This window comes from Terribacillus saccharophilus (assembly GCF_046592895.1).
GTDB lineage: Bacteria > Bacillota > Bacilli > Bacillales > Amphibacillaceae > Terribacillus > Terribacillus saccharophilus_D.
Window position 1 is genome coordinate 947,113 of sequence record NZ_JAWVPU010000001.1, and the last position, 23,174, is coordinate 970,286.

Genomic DNA, 23,174 nt, shown 5'->3' on the forward strand with positions numbered 1-23,174 from the left:
CCAAAAAATAAGCTCAGCATCACATTCATGTGAAAAAGCTGAGCTTATTTTTTATTTCATTCATTCCGTCCGATATATTTGAATGTTTCAATATGCGTTTGTGATAATTCGATAACATCCTTTGTAAACTGTTCCTCCGGAGTTTTAAAATCCTCCGCAATCAAGTCCCGGACGAGTCCGTAAAAGCCAAAGGCTGTATACACTTTGAAATATTCCATGTTGACCTGCATATTATTGATGGTGGTGAATTCGAATTGCTTTTTATAGATATTCAAAATTGCATCAGGAAAATGGGTATGCATCCCGGGAAGTGTATCCTCATACTGAATCAGCTCGAAAAAACTTTTGTTTTCATAGATATAAGCAATGAGTGAGAAAGATGGAACATCGATTTCTTTACTGGAGGTTATCCTTCCTGGTGTATACATAATACCCGCAGCGTCCTCCAGCCCCGTAAACATCCTATTGAGCAAATCCTCTCCTAATTCCCTTTTATCTTTATAATGAAAATAAAATGTGCTGCGATTATAAGCTGCTTCTTCAACAATATCTTTTACGGTTACCGCTTGATATCCTTTCTTTTTGATCAGTCTGATCAATGCCTTCCGAAACTGCTCTTTTGTCCGATTACGCCGTCTTGATGTCGAATCTTGTTCGTTCTCCATAAAAAAAGCCCCCCATTGTCAAACATTATTGGATTATTTGTCCTATAAATAGACATCTGCTTTTCAACTGCTGATTGAGAAATATATTCAACGCATTACAATTAAATTGTAACCTATATTATTTCATTATACTGGGGGAAACGAAAATGGGGAAATTACAAGATAAAGTAGCATTGATAACAGGGGGAGCTTCGGGGATTGGCGCTGCCACTGCTCGTCTTTTCGCAGCGGAAGGCGCTAAGCTCGTATTAGTCGATTTAAACGAAGAAAAAGGAAAAGTGATGGAGGAGCAGCTGAAAGCGGTCGGCACAAAAGCAGTCTTCATCAAAACAAATATCACAAGTGAACAAGAAGTATCGGATTTGTTCAAACAAGCAATCGCTGTTTACGGCAAAATCGATATTGTATTCAATAATGCCGGAATCGGTCGCGTCAGTCCATCACATGAATTGGATTATGCGGAATGGCGCACCACCGTGAACGTCGATCTGGATGGTGTCTTTTTAGTCGCCCGCGAAGCACTTCGCGTGATGCTTCTGACTGGCAGTGGCAACATCGTCAACACAGCTTCCATGTATGGTTGGGTCGGCTCGCCTGGATCTGCGGCTTATAATGCGGCTAAAGGCGGCGTTGTGAACCTTACACGTTCCCTAGCACTTGAGTATGCAGACAAAAACATCCGCGTAAACGCATTATGCCCAGGCTTCATCGACACACCAATCATCCCGGAAGATGACAAAGCGGCACTTGCCACGATGACACCAATGAAGCGTCTTGGTAAAGCAGAAGAAATGGCGAAAGCTGTTTTATTCCTAGCTTCTGACGACTCTTCTTATATGACTGGTAACAGCTTGATTGTTGATGGCGGTTATACAGCACAATGATATCCAAGGCCCCACTCTCATTTTGAGTGAGGCCTTTATAATGGATACTTCTTAATCTCATATGATATCAAGCTTATCCGCATAATAAGCAATCGCTTTCTGATATTCCAGAATATCACTATCTGAAGTGGTTTTTGCAAGCAATTGAAGGATGATCCGCATCGCTTTTCCGTGCTCTTTAAGATTATGCAGAACCATAGCGTAAAAAACGGGAAATGCATTATTCTCCGGGAACAGCTCCATGGCTTCTCTCAAAGTTTGTTCGGCCTTCTTATAATTCCCTAACGTTCGATACGTACTGCCTAACCCTAAATAAGCCCCCTCCTCATGCTCTTTTGGCAGCCCAAGGGAAATACCACGTTCATAATAAGGTACAGCAGCAGCTTCCTCTCCAAGTACATCGAAGCTCCACGCACATTGGTATTGTATTTCAGCATCAGCTGGGAAAGCAGAAGCCAATTTGATCAATCTTTCATTGGCTTCTGCCAGCTTGCCTGCTTCCCTCAAACGAATAGCCTCGGCTAATTCACTCATAGTCCAAATCGCTCCTTCACTTCTCTCACATAAGTACGGCTCACTGGCACCTTGGAGCCGTCCTCCATGACAAGGTTATACGTGGAGTTGAACCATGGCTCCAATGCTGTCACATGTTCCAGGTGGACGATATAACTGCGATGGACTCGCATAAAACTTGGTTCGATCAGTTTCTTCTCTACAGATGCCAGCGGCTCATTCAGATGAAAGAGCTTCTGGAGTGTCTTGATTTGGGTCTTACCGTTTTGCGTGGTTATATAAAGAATAGACTGGATATCCAGCAAGGATATCCGTTCATTCTCCATGACAGGGAGCTTCTTGATTGGCGCTTTTGGCTCTACTGCAGCCGGTTTCATCTGCTGCAGCTTGTGAATGCACTGATTGATTCGCTGTTCGTCAAACGGCTTGAGCAGATAATCAGCTGCTTGCAGTTCAAATGCCTGCAGTGCATAGTCATCGTACGCTGTTGCAAATACAAATGAAGGCCTTTTTGGCAGTTCCTGTAGCTTTTCTGCGAGCTGCAGCCCGGTTCCTTCAGCCAGTTCGATATCCAAAAAAACAACATCGGGTGATGTGATCCGAATGGCTTCAAAGCTCTTGTTCAAGGTTGATCCTTCTCCGACAACCTTTACTTCTCCGCTGTTTTCCAGAAGAAAAACTAGCTCCTGGCGTGCCAATGGCTCATCCTCCACGATAAAGGCTGTCATCATATGGTATCTCCCCCTTCTGATTATTTGGCAGCTGAATGTGAATAGTCGTGCCTTCATCCTTTTTGCTTGAAATAAGCAAGGTTGCCTCATGATTATAGATGCCTTCCAGCCGTTCTCGAATGTTCATCAGTGCTGTTCCTGTTCCTGTCAACGATTCTACTGTCTGCTGACCCGCCTGATTCAGCTTATGCGGTTCCATTCCGTGCCCATTATCTAGCACTGAGATGCTGATGGATGTATCTTTCCGTTTGATGCTGACTGCAATTTTTCCATCTGCTTCTGTATCACGAAACCCATGCTTCACACTATTCTCAACCAATGGCTGCAGCAAAAACGGCGGGACAAGTGTCTGCTCCAATCCAGGTTCGATCTCCATCTGCAAGGTGAACTTCTCCGGAAATCTAGCTTGCTCAAGCGATATATATGCCCGTATATGTTCTATTTCTTTCTCAATCGGAATCAGCATATGTCTCGCACCTTGCAGATTGCTTCGGAAAAAGCGGCTAAGCTCTTGCAGCAAGCTGCGCGCTTTATTCGGGTCGGTTCGGCAAAGAATGGATATCGTATTAATGCTATTGAAAAGAAAATGAGGATGAACTTGTGCTTGCAATGCTTTGATCTCTGCATCTTTCAGAAGCTTGCTCTGCTGTTCGGCTTCTGCAAGCTCCAACTGGGTGGAAAATAGATTGGCCAGCCCTTCTGCAAGCTCCCGTTCCACACGGGTCAAATCATTCGGATTGGTGAAGTACAGCTTTAATGTTCCTGCTGTTTCTTCTCCAACGCGCAACGGAAGGACTACAGCCGCCTGCAGTGAACAGTCCGGATAGGAGCATACAATTTCCTCTTGTGATTTCGCTGTCAGGACGCGACCTTCCCGAAGTGAGCGTTTGGTCAGCTCTGTGGCGAATCCAGTTGTCGGCAAATGATGATCCGAACCTGCTCCAACATGGGTCAAAACACTATGTTTATCAGTGATTGCGATGGCATCGGCTTCTGTCCATTCAAGCATGATTTCGGCTACTCTATTGCAGGAATCCGTATTTAACCCTTTTCGAAAGTAAGGCAATGTACGATCAGCGATAGCAAAGGCTGCATTCGTCTGCAAAGCTCGTGTCCGTTCTTGTTCTCGCAGGATGATTTGAATGATCAGCATGAATAACAGCATGCCGATACCATTGATGACAATCATCGGAAGTCCGATGATTTGAACAAGCTGCCAAGCAGGTTCCATTTCAGATGATAACAGCAGGATGAGCATCATTTGAATAATCTCCATCGCTACGCCAATCAAGATTGCATAGCCTGCTGTCAACTGCTTCCGCTGTTTGCGCCGCTTTCCGATAAGACCTGCCGCCAAGCCTGCCAGCACAGTCGAGATGGCACATGCCTCCGCTGTAAAGCCGCCTAGGAACAATCGGTGTATACCCGCTAAAAAGCCGACGCCCAGTCCGACAAACGGCCCCCCCAGCAATCCGCCAATGGTGACGCCGAGAATCCGTGTATTCGCAATCGCACTATCCTGCTCAATATCCAATAACCATGTGTTAGCCATGCGGCTGTCGCCGTGTATCTCCACCCCGGTATAATTGCTCAATACACCAAAGAAGCCAAAAATCAGCAGCAAAAGCAGCCTTTCTTTGATTGATTGGTTATGAAGGATCAGCCGTCGAAACGCTTTCAATTGTGAAAAAAGGAAAACAGTTATCAAGATGATGCCTACCCGTTCAATCATCAATGGAACCAAGCTCAGCATACGCTCACACCTCGCTAATTGTATTACTACCATCTTATAGGAAAGTCTGTCAGTTTAACAGATAACATAATAATCGAAGTCGCTTTCTGTTATAATGGTACAAGTTTAAACGCTTGATAGGAGGCTGTTTACGTATGTTAATGAAAAACGCCCTATATATCCTCTTCCTCGGTTTGCTTTGCATCCTTGCAGGAATAGGTATCATGATTTGGGCTGGCGATAAATTTTATTTAGGAATTGCGCTGGTAGTTCTTGGACTTGTTTATGGACTGGTTGGAATATTACTATATCGTAATGCGAAAAAACGTGCTGCAGCTACAGCAGAGTCTAAATAATAATCGAAATGACATTGTATCTTGGTGGTGTCACCTTCTGCTTTTTTTCAACGATTATAAAGGGAAGACATATTGTTTGAGCCCTCTATGAAATCAGGCTGAGGATCTCCCTTCGTACTGCAGCAGCTATTGAAGCAGCGGCTAGCTTCGTCATCCAGAAAATAGTCAATATAACGTTAACCGTCTTGCATTCTTCTGCTTGGCGGTTTTTGTTTGCCTTCTGTAAGGGAATAGTCCCATAAAATAACAAGATAGAGGACTGATGACCCGATGGAGAGAAAGTACTGGAAGGAAAGCGTCATTTATGAATTGTATACACGCAGTTTCAAAGATAGTGATGGAGACGGAATAGGTGACTTGGGTGGCATCTTGGAGAAGATAGATTACTTGGAATACCTCGGAGTCGATACAGTATGGCTTCCCCCTATCTATGTTTCCCCAAATGTCGACCACGGTTATGATGTGAAAGAGTTCCGGGCAATTCAGCCAGAATACGGGACGATGGAACAATTCGACACGCTGCTGGCAGAACTTCATCGCCGCGGTATAAAGCTTGTACTTGATATTGTCCCTAACCACACCTCGATCGAGCATGAATGGTTCCAGCAAGCGAAGCGTTCCAAAGACAATCCCTACCATGATTATTTCATTTGGGAACCAGCAAACGATGATGGCAGTCCGCCATCCGATTGGAGGACCCATTTAGGACGCAGCGCATGGACGTGGAACGAGCAGACAGAAGAATATTATTTGCATCTTTATAGCGAAAAACAGCCAGACTTGAATTGGGATAATCCAAAAGTCCGGCAAGAAATATATGACATCATGCGATTTTGGCTTGAAAAAGGAATTGATGGCTTCCGGATTGATGCGGTGAATGTCATTTCGAAGGACAGAAGCTACCCGGATGCTGACGAAGATAAGCTCCAGGCTAAGGGAGACGAATATTTCAAGAATGGTCCGCATATTCACGATTACTTGCAGGAGATGAACAAAGAGCTGAAAAAAGACTTTGAATTCTTCACTGCAGGCGAAACTTCTGCCGTGCATGATCATGATGTTTTGAAGTATACGAAGCCAGAGTGGGAAGAACTGGATATGGTGTTATCTGCTGAAGCTACGGAGCTCGCTGATCAGGATGAAGATAAATACAAGAGCAAGGAATGGACTGTTCATGATTTCCGTGAGGTTCTTCGGAAATGGCAAAAGGACGTTGGGGATGGCGGCGGCTGGTTCGGATTATATCTAAGTCATCATGACGCACCGCGCATGGTCTCCACTTTTGCAGATGACGGGAAATACCGGATTGAATCTGCCAAATTGCTGGCCACCCTGCTGCACACGTTACGCGGAACACCCTTCATTTTTCAGGGCGAAGAGCTAGGAATGACTAATTATCCCGGCTTTGACTCTATTGAGACAATAAAAGAACAAGAGGCACACAGTTATTATGATTTGAAAGTGAATGAACAAGGTGCTTCAGATGCAGCCATCATGGAACGCCTTCAAAAAAAGACGCGTGATCATTCCCGGACGCCGATGCAGTGGGATGCCTCTGCCCAAGCAGGATTCACCACTGGCACACCTTGGCTTCCCGTCAATCCTAATTACAAGGAAATCAATGTACAAGCCGGTATGGACAACCCTGATTCTGTCTTGCAGTTTTATCGAAAACTGATCAGACTGCGCAAAGAGAATGCAATCATGGTATATGGGGGATTCGAAATCATCCTCGATGACCATGATCAGATATTTGGCTATCTTCGTCGAATGGATAATGAAGAATGGGTTATCCTCTTAAATATGACTGATAAAGACGCTTCATACGATATCCCCAGCGAGTGTGTGGATGATTGGGATAAAAAGCATTGTGTCATCAGCAATTATCCACATGTGGATAAAGAGAATACTTTGCGCCCGTTTGAAGCGGTTGTGTATAAGTATGTGAAATGAATCAACAAATATCATCTATGAGGTGACTTTTCTATAATCTAAAGAATGTGTCAATTTCTTGACTTATCAACCTTTTAAGTCCATCATTTAAATGTAGGGTAAATTACCTAAACCAATGGGGGTAGAGAACAATGGCAAATATTGAAGGAAAAGTAGCAATCGTAACAGGTGCGGCGTCCGGAATTGGACTTGCAGCTGCAGAAGCTTACGTTAATAAAGGCGGTAAAGTAGTCATTGCGGACTATAATGCTGAAGCAGGACAAAAAGAAGCTGACAGATTGAAAGCAGCTGGCGGGGACGTTCTCTTCGTTGAGTTCAACGCAGCTGAAAAAGACTCCATCCAAAACTTGATCGATCAAACAGTAGCACACTATGGTCAAGTTGATATACTTGTGAATAACGCTGGTATCGGCGGCATGAGCGCGACTCATGAACTATCTTATGAAGATTACCGCAAAGTCATCGCTATCAACCAAGATGCAGTCTTCCTGGCTTCCAAATTAGCAATTCAGCAGATGCTTAAATCAGGTGGCGGTGTCATCATCAACACTTCTTCTGTACTAGGCTTTGTTGCACAGCCTGGCGCTTTCTCTTACAATGCCAGCAAAGGTGCTGTTAACACATTGACTAAATCATTGGCTGTGGAATATGGTGATAAAAATATCCGCGTAAATGCAGTTAACCCTGGTTTTGTAGAATTATCACTATAAGATTGTACACAAAACAAATGAACATATTAAATTATCCCTCTAAATAACTCCCCCCCCTTATCTACACAGCCATTTCATTCCTTTTACTTAGATAAAAAATTGTACATATAATCTTCATAAATAAAAAAGAAAATGAATAATTTATAGCTGTTGAAAAACAAATCAAATAGAACTTTTAATTACATCATCCATTCAGGATGGTCTTTTTTTCGTTAAGACACTTTAGAAAAGAATAAATTAAGTATCTAAATCGTAGGATCCAAAAATAATAATAATAACTACATTCAAATAAAGTTATAATTAAACCTATAATATGGATAATTAGACATAATGGAGGAATAAAATGGGTAGATTTAATAGGTTCACAGACAATGATTTAATTTACAAGGAGAGTCAAATATCTAATTGGAGAGAGCGGCAAAGAATTGGTGATGAACTGAAATGGCGTGGTTATGAAAAAGATGTTGCCGGAAAATGGAGTAAACCTGAAGATAGTTATGAAACGTCAGAAGGTTCCATACTTGAATTTGTATTAGTCTTTCTTCCAATAGCAATGATTATTACACTACTAGGTTTGATAGTTGTATTACCTCCAGCTTTATATGATTTTGCTACGCAACAAATACCTATATTTGTTAGCGACGAAGTTAAACCGGTTTTAAATGCATACGAAGGAAACATAATCTTGTTACAAGCTTCTTTACCAATAATAGGAGTATTATTCTTCATAGGTTTTACAGCTGGATTTCTACTAGTTTTATTTTTATTAACGTTTACTAAGATCCGGATATCCTACTTTTTTAAAGCGCACTATCTCTTCTTTCTGTTAGGATCCGTTTTTATGGCATACAACGAATGGAAGATAGATGGTGTTCATAATCTACAACTTATAATATTTATCTTTACCTTCCTTTTATCCCTGTTCTCTACTTTTAAAGCAAAGAAAAATTGGAAGATAGGACTATATACGTTCTTGTTCAGCACAATTGCCTTTATCATCTCAGGCACTAGTTTAATTACACCTTATATTGCTCTAAGCATCGCGGCTGCATCGATTATAATATTCCCAGGTAAATTCTTTGAGAGACCAAAGAAACGCGAATATAACACAATCTAATCTATAAACAAAAACTCGCTTATAAAAGCGGGTTTTTATTATTTGTTCTATAAACGTTTAATATTATTTAAAACATATGTGTAATCCTAAAGCAGCTTCTTATCTTATGTATATTTTCTGAATATTTACTCTTGTATAAGATTAAAAATGTTAGTAGGATGGAATTATAACCTATCACACAAAATAGCCGTACAAAAGATTGTACATATTTAGAAGTTCCTAAAATTAACTAGTCACCTCCAGAGATAACTACTAATTGATTGGAGTTGTTTCGATTTGATACGACCAGAAGATAACCTCTTGCCTATTCACTCATATGTTTTTTTTACTGATGTTATTGTAGTTAACTGGGGTAGCAATGATGAGAAGAAAAAATTTGCCTTAGTATCAGTTAAAAAAATCAACCCCAATAGCGGCGCACAAATAAAAGTCATCCACCCTATTTCTCAATTCATATTAGAAAAATATAACTCCCGCGGCTTTAATACTATGAGAAAGTATTCTAATCATCTCGTAACTTTCTTAAATTACATACAAGCCCATAAGACAGAGCTTAAAATGACTTCTATTACTCAATTAAAACTTTCTCACGGTGTACAATTTTTGAACGATCTTGGAAATGGAAAGATAACAGGAAAGAAGAAAGCTGGCGGTAAAAGAAGTGCCAGAACTGTGAGTGAATACGAAAGGACATTAACTAATTTCTTTTCGTATCTATCGAAGAAAGGTTTCTTACCTGAAATCCCGCTTAACATATTTCAAAAAAAAGAAATGCATATTGGTGATTCACGTGTGAATTATATAGAATCACCTTTTAAAGGAGTAATCTATCCAGCACCAGCAAAAGATAAGAAGGAACACTTATTTCCTCTTAAGTACTTTCCTCTTCTCTTAGAAATTTCAATTTTAGAAGCACCTAGGATTGCTTTAGGTATCTATATGCAATTTATGGGAGGTCTTCGCTGCGGTGAAATTGTAAATCTCTCAAGAACACAAGTAACAAAAAGGATAAAAAACGGCGATTTTTTAATCAGTATAAAAGATCGCAATTATCGTTTTGATATTAAAGATCACACCAGTTCAGAAGTCAAACGTGTAAGATATCAAGAAGTATTTAACATAAAAGATTGGCTCACTGTATTGTTTAATGATCACGTTCTCTTGTATAGAACCATAGATGGAACTGATGCATTATTTGTTAATTCACACGGCAAAGCAATGACTGCCAAAAGCTATAATCAGTACTTTAATAAAGTTAAGACAGCTTTTTGCGATTATCTAAATGTTTATGGAGATGCTGATGACATTGTTGTTGCTAACCACCTTAGGACCGTCGACTGGTCCTCACACATAGGTAGAGGAACTTTTACCAATATGATTGCAGAGCGTACTGACAACCCATTCTTAATAGCATACAAACGAGGAGATAAAAAAATCAGCTCTGCTCTTCCTTATATCGCAAAGACTACTAGACTCCGGCAGAAGATAGAAGAAGCATTTAGTAACTTAAACAATAGTTACATACCTAATTTAGTAGAGAGGCGTAATAAGAATGGATATTAAAGATTCTTTAGAGAAATTAAATACAGAGTTTGACGAATACTTAAGTGGTCGGCAAGCTGCTAATCTTCTTGATGGTCTATTAGGTGACTTTAATGCAAAATTAATCACTAGTTACTGTAGGAAAGGATTGCTTGAGGGAAGTAAAATTATAGATGATATTTGGCAAATACCAAAGGTCACTTTGCATCAAATTCTATCTAAGAAACGATTGATAGAAGTTAATTACTTTACATTTTCTCAGCTTTCCGAGAGATTAGGTGTTACTGAATCACCAATTAAACTCTTAGTTAAGAAGAATATTATCCAAAAAGAAGAAATAACCATACTAGCTTCTAAACGCTCCTATATCCTAAAAAATCAAAAGAGTGTAAGTCATCTTCTAGAACTTCGAGAAAGAATTAATACCGGAATATACATAACAAGGGCTGAAGCTGCAGAAAAATTTGGTGTTAAAAATTATTTGATCCCCAATCTTGATAGCAAACTCTCTGATTCCGATAAATTTCTATTTATAGATAAAATCTATATAAATAAATTTGCTTTAGAAAAAGTATTAAAAGCTAAAAAAAATAGCACTGCTAAGACTATCGTTTCGGATGATTTGGATAAACAGTTCAAAAATGTAATAACTAATAACAAACAATATATTACGGTTAAACAGGCTTCTAAACTCTTAGATAAAAGTCCAGCAACAGTTCAAAATTGGTGCAAAAATGGTACGATAAAAGATTTCTATCGATTAGATAGTGATAGTGCTTTGATGATTTCTTACGAGGAACTTAGACAATCACTTAAAAACAACCGGGAATTTAAAGAATTCTATATGTCTGCTAAGGAATTCAGTAAGGAAGTCGGCCTTAGTGTTGGCATAATCTACTCAAAGATAGAGCTTGGAAGAATTCCAGACTTCATTAAGATAGATAAAAGCTGGTTTATTCCAAAAAATAGAGTTCCTCATTATGTTCAAAATTTCGAATGGCGTCAAAGAACACCTCGTACATTGGAAAAACCAGACGAGTATTATTCCAAGGACAATTTATATAAGGAATTCTTGGAGGGTATAGTCACCGCACCAGAAGAAAACTCTTTAATCAATTTTTCAAAGCTATACAAAGAATATGTAGCTGAACGTATAGGTAAAACCAGCCAAAAAGGTTACGCACTCAAGACTTTGATTACCGAATATATCAAAATCTATAAAGAACTCCTGATATTACTACCTAGAGATATCGGGTACGGCATCGAGGATGATATAGAATCAGTAATATTGAGCCAAACCAGCACATCATTTTACTTAAAGAATAAATTTTGCAGTTTTATAAGATATGCCTATGCGAGAAAAGATATAAAACCGCTAAAGGATTTCAAAGTAATAAAGACAAAGAATAAAATCAGCAATGATGATGACGATATATACTCTCCAGAGTTTTATCAAAAATTAAATCAATACGCAAGGGATGTTAATTCTCATATACCAAGAGCTTTATCTAGTATCTCTTACGCAAATATGTGGGTATACGTGTTACTCCATCTAACTGATGTCTGGCGGCATTCGGATATTGTAGAGAAGATACCTCGAGTAACTTTAGAACAAATAGGAGTTTTTAATAAGGGCTGGTTCGAAGAAAATAGGATGACATTGGAACAATGTCAAAAGATTATCAACGAACTCTATATTAAACTCCAACAAGAAGTCACTAATAAAACAAAATCATCCATATCCTTTCTTGTAGAACCGACTCTTATTGAATGCCTTGCCCACGCCTTAGTCATTTCAGAAATACATAGACGAAGCAATCTTAAAGATACTTTGCTATTTACCTTCTTAATTCGAAATAATGCGCTCGCAGGAATAAAAAAGGAGCACCTCTCATTCTTTAATAAGGATCCTGAACTAAAAGTATTCAGAAATCTAAAGATGAACCGTAGTACAATGACGTATTTACATTACCATATCGTTGAAGAAGATACAGATAATGCAGATGTTGCACTAGCTTTTACTAAACAAGCCAGATCGCACAAATCTAATAAAGGTAATCCAGCAGCAAGTGACACAACAAGCATTTATATTAAAGCAATGAATAAAGATGGTTCAGTAAATCGGGTTGCCAATAATCTTTTTGAACGCGGTCATTTTGGATGGTTGTACAACTATATAATTTTATTGGCATTAAAAGACTCTGCGAAGATCCATTCACTAGAAGAAAGAACTGATGCTATTAAGATTTTACGAAATGATATAAATCCAAAGGACCTGGAAGACTGGGCCGGATTCCTTCACAATAACCAAAGTCTAAGAAGAAATGTTATACAAGAACTATCCTCTTACTCCGAGGAAGAACTTGTTGTATTGATTAGAAAACTATTTAATCAAGAGTTACCATCTAAGACCCCACCAGGACAATGTATGGTCTCTCCAAACTGCAGATACACAACCAGAAAAAATTGCTTTGGATGTGAATATTTCGTACCACAGTTCTACGTACTAATAGAAGCAGCTAAAGAGTTTAAAAGGTTAATCAAATCTATGGAAGAGGCAAATTATAAAGCAACTTTCAAAAGAGACGAGAGATTACTTTTGACTACGTTAGCAGTATTAAATGAAGCGAAAGCGATTCTACCAAAAGAACAATTTAACAGTTTTATCTCTTCTGAAGAAATACGTATCGGAGTTCAAGGTTTAAGAAATAAAACATTCATTGAGTAGGTGACCAGTTGGAATTAAAACGTGTACTAGCTAAGGTCGAGAATTATAGGATTGAAATAGCTAAAGAGTCTACGTTTAATATAGATGAAGGCTTTGAGCAATATAAGGAACTATTTAAGAAGATGAAAGATAAGGGGTATGTTAGGGCGGATTCTTTTAAGGATAGTATTTGGTATGTCCACTGCAATAGACAATATAGATGGATACGATTTGATTATAGCTTAGAAGAGTATAGTTCTTTTGTTCCCTCATTGAAGGCCTATACACTAATCCTAAGAAATAACGGCAAGAAAGCAAAAACTATTCATACCAAACTTAAATATCTTAAAGACGTCATAAAATCAACCAATGGTCTGAAAGAATTAAATGACGTTCGAGACTATTTCCTTGGGTTAGACAAATCATCAGCTCCATATCACAAAGGGAAGGAATTAATTAACTATATAAGTTTTTACCCTTTACCCCATCTAAAGAATGAAATGACAGATCTTGTTAATAGTCTAAACATCTCCGCAAGAAACAATCGAGATCTACCATTATTCGATGATATATTAACATTCAATAACTGTGTAAATGACTATTTTTCAAGTCTACCAATCGAAATAACAATTAGGTATTATCCTATTTTTCTTTGGTGGCTGATTACGAATATAATACCAATGAGAGCTATCGAATTCTTGCGTATTAAGATTGACTGCTTAACGAGAAAAGAAGACAATTCTTTTTGGATTACTATACCACGCTTCAAAGTACAATCAACCTCTCCAGACGAAACACATTGGTATCAACAGGTCCAAATCAACCAACATACATATAATTTAATAAATGATTACGTGCTATGGCTTGTTAATATGGGAGTTGAATCAGAGTACCTTATTCCACCTCTAGATTGGATAAATGATAGATTCAAACCCTCACGTATTACTACTGAAAATGTAGAGAATGATGACAAATTTAGTAGACTAATAGACTTTTTCTATGACGATATTGTAGAAGCAACGTACGGTGAATCTAATTTAGAAAAGATAACCCCTGGGGATACTAGACACTTTTCCATTATAAATATGTTCCTTCAAGGGTTTAATATACTTTCCATTAGTCGTTTGGCTGGACATCAACACATTAATTCTCCAAGTAATTACTATACACACGCAAAACATTTTGCTGAGTCTTTCGTGTATAAACTGGCTCAAAGCAAGATGGAAGGTGAAATCGGCCATTCTATATCTGATGGTTTTATAGGTTTAAGGAGTAGAGTGGTTGAAAGATACAAGGTAGGATTAGATACTGAGGCAAAAACCACTAACTGGCTGAAAGTTGATTACGGATATTGTAGAGATGTGACTAATTTTCCCAATAACTGTGTTGAAGATTGTAGGCTCTGCGAAGACTATTATTCCTTTAAGCCCACAGTCAATGATTATAATAATGGTCTTAAATGGTTAGAAAGCTATTCAAAAGAACTCAACCAAAATATCTCTAAAACGATTGATATGATGGCCACAATTAGTTTTGATACATACGAAATCTTAAAAGGGAAGGATAAGATAAATGAATCTGAAGGCAGATCTTTAGCTATCCAACTCTTTAAATATATAGACCATAAAGCTCTCATTGATTCCAGGATAATGGAGGAGAAATACAGAGATGAATGAGAATACAGAAATGTATAAAAGAGTGTCAAAAATGATTGTAAAATGGATTAATGACAAATATCCTCACAATAGAATACTTAAAGACAAAGGTACACGTGGTCCTGGTTCTCGTTTTTCAGATGAGGACCTTGTTGAGATAGCTTTAAAAGTAAAAGCGGAACTGCGAGGGGCCAAAATAACACCTAGCAACCTTGCACAATCTACAGGAGGTATAATTGGGCGGCAGACTTGGAGAAGACGAATTAAGGAACAAATAGAGTTAATAAATAAGCCCATTGTCGCCGGCCGCAGCTTGAATCTAGACGAAAATGATGAAATAAATCACGTTAATATTGATTATATCGTCGAGAAATATGGAAACAATCCACTAGAACTCGTAAACCAATTATACCATTTAGAAGATTCAAGGATTCAATTATACAAGAGGGCTAAAAAACTTGAAGAAGAAAAGACTAACTACATAAAAATGAAAGAGGAAAACGTACAATTACAAGAAGAGAATCTTAAACTTAAAGAAGAGTTACTTAATTATGTAACAATGTTAAATGAGCTTTATATCCGCAGCAACTTCCCTAATGAACGAAAAAAAATTGGGTTAGACGAAAATCTTTTCTCACTTGATCATAACCCCGAGAAAAGTACTACTTTGAATATTAGTAATCTTTTCCCTTCTGCAAAAGAGATGACGAAGTATCAAGGTAAAGAAACTACTTCAATACGAAATAACGAAAATGACGCTGGTGAAAAGATGTACGCAAATATAGAGAATAAATTCGGTAACTTATTAGATAGTGATTGAGTGTCTCTTAGGGTTTTATACTAGGCGATAAGGTAAAATTATGCTATTTATTCTACTTCCAGGGTTCTTTACTTTCATTTCTATATTCAAATCTGGGGTTATTAGTGTAAGTTCTCACTAGCTCTTCACTTAAGGTAATTAGTTTATCTAAATGAAGAATTTGATCAGGAATACTATCTCCTCCACCCGAGTTATATATTGTATAAATGAGTCCTGACCCTATTCTAATTGGTTCATTGACTTTTATTCTTTCGCTTTTCAACGCTATTTCATTATTTCTATAGTCCTCTAACAGAGACGTCTTAATATCATTCAATGAATTAAGGAAGGTATCACTAAAATAAAATTTGTGGTTACTTATCTCCTTAACATCCGACTCTACAGTCTTAATACAAAATGGAAGAAGGATATGTTTATAAATGATTTCCTTTTGATATTCTTTCATTAATAGAGCACCCTTTCAGTTATAATAATACTGACTGAGGTAGGTATTCTCTATAATCGTTCATATTCCTCCCATCTATTAAGATAAGTATCGATTTATAAAATGCTCCTCCTAAAAAGAGCTGCTTCCGATTATTCATCGATGAACAATGTTAAACATTGTTTTACATAGATATACTTTGTTATACACTGCTCTCCAACTACAATTTTAAACTAAAAAACCCCAACACTAGGAAGGGGCCCATTCCTATATTAACTTAATACCAAGTTCCATCCGGAAGGTAATGCCACCATTCCCCATCCTTATAGTATACCTTGTAGCACTTCTCCGCTTCATCCCAAACAACATTGGTAATATGGTTTAGAGTATAATTTCTCCTAGTACTTAAACCCATTCCTTTGTAATGCTTTTCGTGAATCCTCTTAAATTCATCTTCTTGTACCTTTGTTAAACCGAAGAATGTTCCCGTCACCATTTTTTCAACCTCCATCTTAAGATTCACAAGAGTACGCCTTAACTTATTAATTTTTTATATATCATTTTACCATAAAATTCCCAATATTTATTATCTACTCTTTCGATTTTTCATAATTATTTAACTCTTATATACTAAAAAGATAAGGAAGAAGATATTAAGGGGAGGTATAACCTTGCGATCGTTACTGAAGATTGATACAAAGGGCGAAGAAATAAACGTAATATTTTTACGCCCCTTCTCTGATGAAGAATATGAAGAATTTGCGGCTCCTATGCGGATTGAAAGTTTTCATAGGACTAATATGCGGATGAGAAGTATTGTATTAAAGAATGGAAAAGAACTAGAAAGCTTTTTAGTAGCTACCAAGTATAAACGGAGTGCCTATGAGGAAGAGGACAGTCTACTGTTAATCGAAGCAAACCGTTTATTGCTCAACTTCTTATCAAGCTTTACAACCTTCATTGATCATTGCAGTAAGCAATATAGTATCCATTTAACAAAGCTAAAGAAAGACTTTCAGAAAAGAGATAGCTATTATTTTGATGAGTATTTTGAATACCGTTTCTTTAAACAGATGCGAAATATTATATCCCATATCGCTTTTCCTCTTACTAAGATACGTAGTAATAAAGAAGGCTTCCATATCCTACTGGATAAAAAGGAACTCTTAAAATTTGATTGGAAAAGAGTTGTTAATGCAGATCTAGAAACCTTAGAAGAAACTGTAGATATTACACCTATGATTTCTAGTCTTTGCCGACAGGTAGAATCCTTAAGCTATGATGTTATGTATGACTATAAAGAAAAGATAATAGAAGCTATTTACGCATATAATAAAGTGTACAAAGAGGTGCAAGGTTCATTTGGATTTACTGAGTATGGATCACTTGAAGAGTTTATAACTGCTGACAGCCCTAAGATAAATCCGATTTCAATTGCAGAAATTAAAAAAGCTATTCAAGACTTAAACACACATCCAGATATTAATATAAAGCTTGTTTCTAAAGAGCCTGCTGATTCCATAGAATAAATCATCCAATTGAGCAGATTCAATATAAAAAGACCCTCTAATAAGAGAGTCTTTTTATATGCTATGCTTTATTGATCTCCATTCTTTTCATCCGTTTCCTTCTCGCGCATCATATTATATAAGTCCTCATTAATTTCACGTCGCGTTCTTGGCATTAGATTCCACAATTCCTGCTCTGATATTCCAAGTACGACATTTATCTCCTCTCGGGTAAATCCACATTCCAAAAGAATGCGCGCAATATCTTTTTCGGAATAACCAGATTCTCGAAGATTGTGTACGATAAACTTCCTGGTATCTCTACAGCCTTCTTTGTATCCTTCTTTAAAACTCATCTTATAGAAATCGGTATCTCCAAGATCGGCTGAACAACCTTTATTACTCGCTTTTTCTTCTGCAAATTTGTTTATATACTCTTCATATAGCTTTGCATCCTTCGCATTTGAACACCTTTCATTCCTCTTAACTGTGTGATGTTCACCTAAAGTATATCGTACCTTGAAGCACTCTTTTAAGCGGCTGAATAGTGTACCCTGTATGACGTTCTTAGATACACTATCGTACCTTGAAGCACCTTTTTTAAGGTAGGGCATCAATCTGGCGATGACTTCTTCGTGTGAATACTTAACCTTTTTAAATACTGGTCGTTGTCCTTTGTTTGGAATAGATTTATAGTAGGCCCTAATTTTTTCAGCCGCGGTTTTATTGTCCACAATAACCCTCCTTTATAATTAAGTATCGTACCTTGAGTGACCTTATAATAAATCAGCAGAAAATAATTAATTACCTCTTCATCTTCAAATAAGGCAATAATTTATCAATTGCTTGTGCTTTACTGTAAAATTTAATCCGCTTAAATCCTGGACTTTTAGGTTTGAAATCAGGATTATTATAGTATTTCCGAAGTTTATCTGCTCTTGAATTCCCTTTACACATAAACTCTTCCTCCTTTTTCTCACGTTATATAAATATAAAACATAGCTTAACCCCATTCACCAATTTAGTTTTAGCTTAAATTGAATAATATATAAGAACTCAAACCATCTCTCTCAAATAATTCGGAAACTAGTTTCTTTGTGTAGAGACTAGCTGCTCATTCTTTAGATATACCAGCAGATGATTTTGTATGGAAAAACAGTTTAAGATAACTAATTATAAGAAGAGCCTTTTCTGTCTTTAGCAGTTAATTTCAATACATTATCATTCTCCCCAAAGCAGTTTAGGTATCCGTATTCATATAGAGCCTAAAATTATTGAATACCAAGAAAGCGTTTATTGGAGTAGCCATTGTTTAAATAACCCTATATATTTCTTACTTCGCCTTAATCTATAGTTTAAAATAAGAAATTATAGATTTTTTGAGAAAATAAGTAAATTAAACCCTTTAAAGGACATTTTTCCAGTACAATAGGATGAATGTACTAAAAAAACATAGAGATAAAAGGGAGAAAAGACTTATGTTTGCTAAGATTTTAACCGCAGTGGTTGCTGCACTAGTTCTGGGTGTAGGAGGATATTATACTTATACTGAATTCATTAACCCAGAGAAAGAAGAAGTGGCAGCAGAAACAACTGCAAAAGCAGAAGAGAAGAAAGAGAAAGAATTTAAGGATGAAGAGATCAAGACAACAGCTGCCGAAGTCGTAGAAGAAGTTTATAAGGCCCTTAACAAAGGCCGCGAAGAGTATGGGTTTGTCAAAGGTAATTACGATATAGAGAAGTTAAACGAACTTGTTAAACCAATCGCTACAGAAAATTTTTTGAAAAATAAAATGCCGGGTTTAGCTGAATCTACTTATTGTGATTGTGACGCTAATATGAAACCTAACTTGGCATTCGATTCAAGAGTAGATATCGCAAAAGAGGAGGACTCTTATGTTGTTAAGGTAATCGAAGCAGGTACTGATATGGACAACAACGCATATCTTTTTACCATTAAACTGGTAAATGAAGGCACTTCACTAAAAGTAGATGATTGGTCCTCGGAACAACCTGCTAAAGACTTGAAACTTTCTAAGGATGAAGCACTCACTCTATTAGCTTCAAATTATAAAGACAGCAATTACAAATACGTCTCTGAGTATGATGTGGATGAGGACACAATCTATGTGTTTGAAGAAGGCGACAATAAAATAGGCATTAACTCAGCAAACGGTATGCTCACTTATCAGGCTTTAGAAACTGCAGATGTCGATGAAGATAGCACAGAAGACTCTGAAACTACAGATGCTGCAGATAACGTTGAGCGAACGTCTGATGAGAAAGAAAGCGAAAGCGCTACTGAAAGTGAAGAAAGTACTTCAACCGCTGAACAGGAATCCAGTACAGATTCAACATACACAGCAAGTGAAGATGATTTTGCACCTTTCCATCACATTGACGATTTAAAACGTTCAAAGGAAGCCAGACAAGTTCCTGCAGGAGAAACACTAGGTAATGCACAAATTTACTCTTCCCGTTACGAAGATGTGAACCTTCAGGTAACAGAGAAACAAATGATCGCGCTGTATGGAGAGCCTCTCGATGTTATAGAATTCGATGAAGGCAAACTCTTGGAATATAGTGATGCAATATACACAGTCGCTACAGACGACGGCCTGATTGACAAAGTACTAATTAATGCTTCTAAAGCTGAATCGCTTTATAGTAGCTTTGACGAAATCCAAGCTGCTTATGATGATTTCTGGGGAATGGCACCAAAATTCGTCAGCGAGCTTCAAGTTGTTGACGGCAGATATATGCTGGTATTTGATGATGGTTATGCTCAAACACACACGTATACATCATCTAACGAAAGTGGAAATCCACTCTTCGAAATCGAGATTGACTACCATTATTATTGATGACTTCGAAAGAGAGCAGCTAATGCTCTCTTTTTTATACTACTCTCTTAAAAAGAATAAGAAAGAGGGAAAATGATGAGAGAAGCAATGGTATTAGAAAAAGCACATCTATGAGTTTATATATTTTAATTGACTACAATTTCATTCGTTATAATCAGTATTTATAACGTCCTAGACGACTATTCCTTATCAATTCAATATGTTAGTACCTTCTTCAGTACTATTAATGGTACCAACATTGATACCATTAAATAACAAAATTACCATTTTTGATTCCGGAGTGGTATAGTATTAGTAATTAATTAATAAGGAGCAATACAATTTGATAAACTCTAATGATATAAGCAATAAAGTTATCAATGATGGTTTGAATGATACTGAATTAATTGAACAATATAAAAAGGGCACCTTGGAAAAAAAGACGCCGCCTGCCAGAGTACTTTTCTATATGGATTCTGAACTGAACGATATTGTTAATAATATAACTAAAAAGAATGGCAAAGGAGCAAAATCTAAGTTTCTAGAGCTATCAGTTCGACAGATGTTGATAAATGGAGGATTCTTAGGCGATACAAAAACCGATAATATTGACTTCCAAGAGAAGACTATCGCGCCAAAAGATGCAATAACACAGTCTTTTTCTGTGATAACTGAATACATACAAAACGAATTAGCAGAGGGACCTCAGGATAGCAGAATACAAGCTAGCACTATACAACAATTACAAAAGCTAATAAACAATGTGAAATTGGATTAAAAAGAACTAGGTCTTTATTGAATAATGGAAGGCATATTTAATTCAGCTTTACTTTATTCAATAAGACCGGCTTTCTAATTATTAGTGAAAGACTAATTTAAAATAATTTTTAATTGTTAGAACAGGAGTGAGTATTCGTGATAAAGGTGGTTTACTTCGACGAAGGTTCTGCAACAGATTTTCTACAGATAAAATTTGGAGGAGATATTAACTTTACTGATGAACAACAAGACACAGCTGGACGAAATTTAAAAGTTGTAACCAATGGTGATGTGAAATTTGGTAAGAATGTACTCTCGCTCATTAAAGCTAGTGTCTCTGCTGGATTTAGTGCAGATGTAAGTAAATCGAAGAATACACTATATAAGACTACTCTTTCTAATACTATTCTTGCCGATTTTGTTAATTACGCCAATGACCCTGAAAGCGAGGATTACATAGAGGTACTAAATAATTTTAATGTTAAGATTATTGAGGGGTCTTTTGCATACGTTAAGCTATTTTCTCCATATCTAAAAATGATTAAAGAAGACTCAGAAATCACTAAAGAAATACAGGATATTAATTTCTTGGAGATGGATGAATTACTCAATAATGCCAAGGGTTACTATGATCTGTTGGCCGACAAAGAGGATGATGAGGTTGTACTTAGATTTAATATTAACGCTTTTAGAAACAGTTACAGCCTTGCTGATTTAACAAAAATGAACTTGGTTTTCTACGGTATTGAAGTAGGTGAATGTAATAAGGATGATCTACTGCTAGAAAATGAGTTAGATAATAAACCTAGAAATCAAAATATAAACCAAAGAAACACAAAACAAAATCAAATAACTTCAGAAGACTTATTAAACGGTCCAGAGAAGCCTAAGGGCGAAGATAAAGGTGAAAAACCATTGAAGGTATATGATGTAATTCTAGCCGGTATTAAGAGGAGTAAGGGATGAATATAATAATATACAATGGTCCTGTTGACGAGTTCACGGAGATTGTCCCAGAAACAAACTATGTATCTTTGACAACATTTATTGCCTTTATAGATAATCGCACCGAAAAAAAAGAAGCAATTATTTCAACACTGGAAGATGCACGGAGTCTAGTAGTTTATTCAAGTGAATATGCTAGTGCTATGGAACACTTTATTGAGAACTTTGCAAACTACTTAGCCATTATAAGAATGTCTTCAAATATTGATACCGTCTTTTTGCATAATCCACCAAGTAGCATAAGAAAGCAATTGAAACGGCATCAATTTGAGATATATGAGGAAAGCTATGATTATCTAAAGATTAGTAGAAGCGATATCCGAACAATAAGAGACAAATTTAATGAAGTTGTATTTGGGCAAGTTGAAGCGAGGAATAAAATACTCGAGACTATTTTTCCTTTAACCAATAAAAATTATGATAAGCCTATTGTAATTATGTTATACGGTCCATCTGGAGTAGGTAAGACTGAAACAGCAAAACTAATAAACAGTGTTATGTATAGAGATAAGCGTATCTTTAGAAAGCAGTTATCAATGTTTCAAAATAACGAATATAGTAATTATTTATTTGGTGATAGATCTAATTCATTCGCTAAAGATTTATTAGATAGGGAAACCAATGTTATCTTATTAGATGAGTTTGATAAAGCTCATCCGATGTTCTTTAGTGCTTTTTATGAGGTATTTGAAGAGGGCAGCTTTAGTGATAAATACTATGAAGTCGACCTCAAGAATACAATTATAATTTGCACATCAAATTATACTAGTGAAGAAGAGATAGAATTAATGCTAGGCGCTGCCATTTCTTCTAGATTCGATGCTCATATATGCTATGATGCACTTTCCGATGAAGCAAAAATGAAAATAGCTGATATAGCGTATCGCAATCACATTGAAAAGTATGATGCATCAGATAGACAAGTCATAGAAGAAAATAACATACTTAATAAGTTTTATTTAGTCAAAGATCACTTTGATAATGCCCGGAATATAAATAAGATAATAGGTAATTCAATGGCACAAAGTATAATAAGACAGCTAGAATGAAATGCAGCTCATCATAAATAAGATTGAAGAAGCCTCTTCCCTAAATTGGGCAAGAAGCTTTTTTATAACCTTATTTCCATTCATAAATTCTAATCTGTACACTATATAAATTATGTACAACGTAAATATCATAGATGATATGCGAGTAAAATCAACTAATAACTATAAAAAATAATGATGTACATATTTATTTATGGGTGA

General features: G+C 36.8%; 21 protein-coding genes. 14 read left to right on the forward strand and 7 right to left on the reverse strand.

The window, feature by feature from the left end:
- Positions 1–56: 56 nt before the first annotated feature.
- Positions 57–665 carry a TetR/AcrR family transcriptional regulator gene (locus tag SFC66_RS04495; RefSeq protein ID WP_411217502.1) on the reverse strand — a complete coding sequence of 203 codons (609 nt, stop codon included), beginning with the start codon at positions 663–665 and terminating at the stop codon, positions 57–59.
- Between the two features lie 146 nt (positions 666–811).
- Between SFC66_RS04495 and SFC66_RS04500 the strand changes: the two genes are divergently transcribed.
- Complete coding sequence (locus tag SFC66_RS04500) at positions 812–1,549, forward strand: SDR family NAD(P)-dependent oxidoreductase (protein WP_411217503.1); 738 nt, start codon at positions 812–814, stop codon at positions 1,547–1,549.
- 57 nt (positions 1,550–1,606) lie between these two features.
- On the opposite strand, the gene SFC66_RS04505 is transcribed toward SFC66_RS04500, so the two are convergent.
- Genes SFC66_RS04505 through SFC66_RS04515 form a run of 3 tightly spaced genes read right to left on the reverse strand, consistent with a single transcriptional unit; the run spans position 1,607 to position 4,546 of the window.
- The gene (locus SFC66_RS04505) at positions 1,607–2,083 is read right to left on the reverse strand and encodes a tetratricopeptide repeat protein (protein WP_411217504.1); all 477 of its coding nucleotides are present in this window, start codon (positions 2,081–2,083) and stop codon (positions 1,607–1,609) included.
- Positions 2,080–2,793, reverse strand: coding sequence for a LytR/AlgR family response regulator transcription factor (locus SFC66_RS04510; protein ID WP_411217505.1), 714 nt, complete (start codon positions 2,791–2,793; stop codon positions 2,080–2,082). Before SFC66_RS04510 ends, SFC66_RS04505 begins: the two co-directional genes overlap by 4 nt.
- On the reverse strand, positions 2,765–4,546 hold the full coding sequence (locus SFC66_RS04515) for a LytS/YhcK type 5TM receptor domain-containing protein (RefSeq protein WP_411217506.1): 1,782 nt from the start codon (positions 4,544–4,546) through the stop codon (positions 2,765–2,767). Before SFC66_RS04515 ends, SFC66_RS04510 begins: the two co-directional genes overlap by 29 nt.
- A 134-nt stretch (positions 4,547–4,680) precedes the next feature.
- On the opposite strand from SFC66_RS04515, the gene SFC66_RS04520 reads away from it, so the two are divergent.
- The 8 genes from SFC66_RS04520 to SFC66_RS04555 all read left to right on the forward strand — a co-directional run bounded on the left by SFC66_RS04520 (position 4,681) and on the right by SFC66_RS04555 (position 15,385).
- Positions 4,681–4,881, forward strand: a complete 201-nt coding sequence (locus tag SFC66_RS04520) for a TRADD-N-associated membrane domain-containing protein (RefSeq protein WP_411217507.1) — start codon at positions 4,681–4,683, stop codon at positions 4,879–4,881.
- A 270-nt stretch (positions 4,882–5,151) separates the two neighbouring features.
- Positions 5,152–6,834: a glycoside hydrolase family 13 protein gene (locus tag SFC66_RS04525; RefSeq protein ID WP_411217508.1), complete on the forward strand. Its 1,683-nt coding sequence runs from the start codon at positions 5,152–5,154 to the stop codon at positions 6,832–6,834.
- Between the two features lie 131 nt (positions 6,835–6,965).
- Positions 6,966–7,544, forward strand: a complete 579-nt coding sequence (locus SFC66_RS04530; protein ID WP_411217509.1) for an SDR family NAD(P)-dependent oxidoreductase — start codon at positions 6,966–6,968, stop codon at positions 7,542–7,544.
- Positions 7,545–7,887: 343 nt separating this feature from the next.
- A complete protein-coding gene (locus tag SFC66_RS04535; protein WP_411217510.1) occupies positions 7,888–8,661 on the forward strand; it encodes a hypothetical protein in 774 nt (257 codons plus the stop codon).
- Positions 8,662–8,937: 276 nt separating this feature from the next.
- Positions 8,938–10,224, forward strand: a complete 1,287-nt coding sequence (locus SFC66_RS04540; protein WP_411217511.1) for a hypothetical protein — start codon at positions 8,938–8,940, stop codon at positions 10,222–10,224.
- Positions 10,214–12,931 carry a helix-turn-helix domain-containing protein gene (locus tag SFC66_RS04545; protein WP_411217512.1) on the forward strand — a complete coding sequence of 906 codons (2,718 nt, stop codon included), beginning with the start codon at positions 10,214–10,216 and terminating at the stop codon, positions 12,929–12,931. Before SFC66_RS04540 ends, SFC66_RS04545 begins: the two co-directional genes overlap by 11 nt.
- Before the next feature lie 8 nt (positions 12,932–12,939).
- Positions 12,940–14,586, forward strand: coding sequence for a site-specific integrase (locus SFC66_RS04550; RefSeq protein ID WP_411217513.1), 1,647 nt, complete (start codon positions 12,940–12,942; stop codon positions 14,584–14,586).
- On the forward strand, positions 14,579–15,385 hold the full coding sequence (locus SFC66_RS04555; RefSeq protein WP_411217514.1) for a hypothetical protein: 807 nt from the start codon (positions 14,579–14,581) through the stop codon (positions 15,383–15,385). The genes SFC66_RS04550 and SFC66_RS04555 overlap by 8 nt, the downstream gene beginning before the upstream one ends.
- A gap of 52 nt (positions 15,386–15,437) precedes the next feature.
- On the opposite strand, the gene SFC66_RS04560 is transcribed toward SFC66_RS04555, so the two are convergent.
- Positions 15,438–15,830, reverse strand: a complete 393-nt coding sequence (locus SFC66_RS04560) for a YhjD family protein (RefSeq protein WP_411217515.1) — start codon at positions 15,828–15,830, stop codon at positions 15,438–15,440.
- A 256-nt stretch (positions 15,831–16,086) separates the two neighbouring features.
- Positions 16,087–16,305: a hypothetical protein gene (locus SFC66_RS04565; RefSeq protein ID WP_411217516.1), complete on the reverse strand. Its 219-nt coding sequence runs from the start codon at positions 16,303–16,305 to the stop codon at positions 16,087–16,089.
- 175 nt (positions 16,306–16,480) lie between these two features.
- Between SFC66_RS04565 and SFC66_RS04570 the strand changes: the two genes are divergently transcribed.
- Positions 16,481–17,338 (forward strand): hypothetical protein, encoded by an 858-nt coding sequence (locus SFC66_RS04570; protein ID WP_411217517.1) that lies wholly within the window; start codon positions 16,481–16,483, stop codon positions 17,336–17,338.
- A gap of 68 nt (positions 17,339–17,406) precedes the next feature.
- On the opposite strand, the gene SFC66_RS04575 is transcribed toward SFC66_RS04570, so the two are convergent.
- Entirely contained in the window at positions 17,407–18,051 is a 645-nt protein-coding gene (locus SFC66_RS04575; RefSeq protein WP_411217518.1) for a hypothetical protein, read from the reverse strand.
- A gap of 744 nt (positions 18,052–18,795) precedes the next feature.
- On the opposite strand from SFC66_RS04575, the gene SFC66_RS04580 reads away from it, so the two are divergent.
- From SFC66_RS04580 to SFC66_RS04595, 4 genes are all read left to right on the forward strand, one after another.
- Positions 18,796–20,181, forward strand: a complete 1,386-nt coding sequence (locus SFC66_RS04580; RefSeq protein ID WP_411217519.1) for a hypothetical protein — start codon at positions 18,796–18,798, stop codon at positions 20,179–20,181.
- 322 nt (positions 20,182–20,503) lie between these two features.
- On the forward strand, positions 20,504–20,938 hold the full coding sequence (locus SFC66_RS04585; protein WP_411217520.1) for a hypothetical protein: 435 nt from the start codon (positions 20,504–20,506) through the stop codon (positions 20,936–20,938).
- Positions 20,939–21,075: 137 nt separating this feature from the next.
- Positions 21,076–21,885, forward strand: a complete 810-nt coding sequence (locus SFC66_RS04590; RefSeq protein WP_411217521.1) for a DUF6414 family protein — start codon at positions 21,076–21,078, stop codon at positions 21,883–21,885.
- On the forward strand, positions 21,882–22,973 hold the full coding sequence (locus SFC66_RS04595) for an AAA family ATPase (RefSeq protein ID WP_411217522.1): 1,092 nt from the start codon (positions 21,882–21,884) through the stop codon (positions 22,971–22,973). Before SFC66_RS04590 ends, SFC66_RS04595 begins: the two co-directional genes overlap by 4 nt.
- The last annotated feature ends 201 nt before the right edge of the window (positions 22,974–23,174 follow it).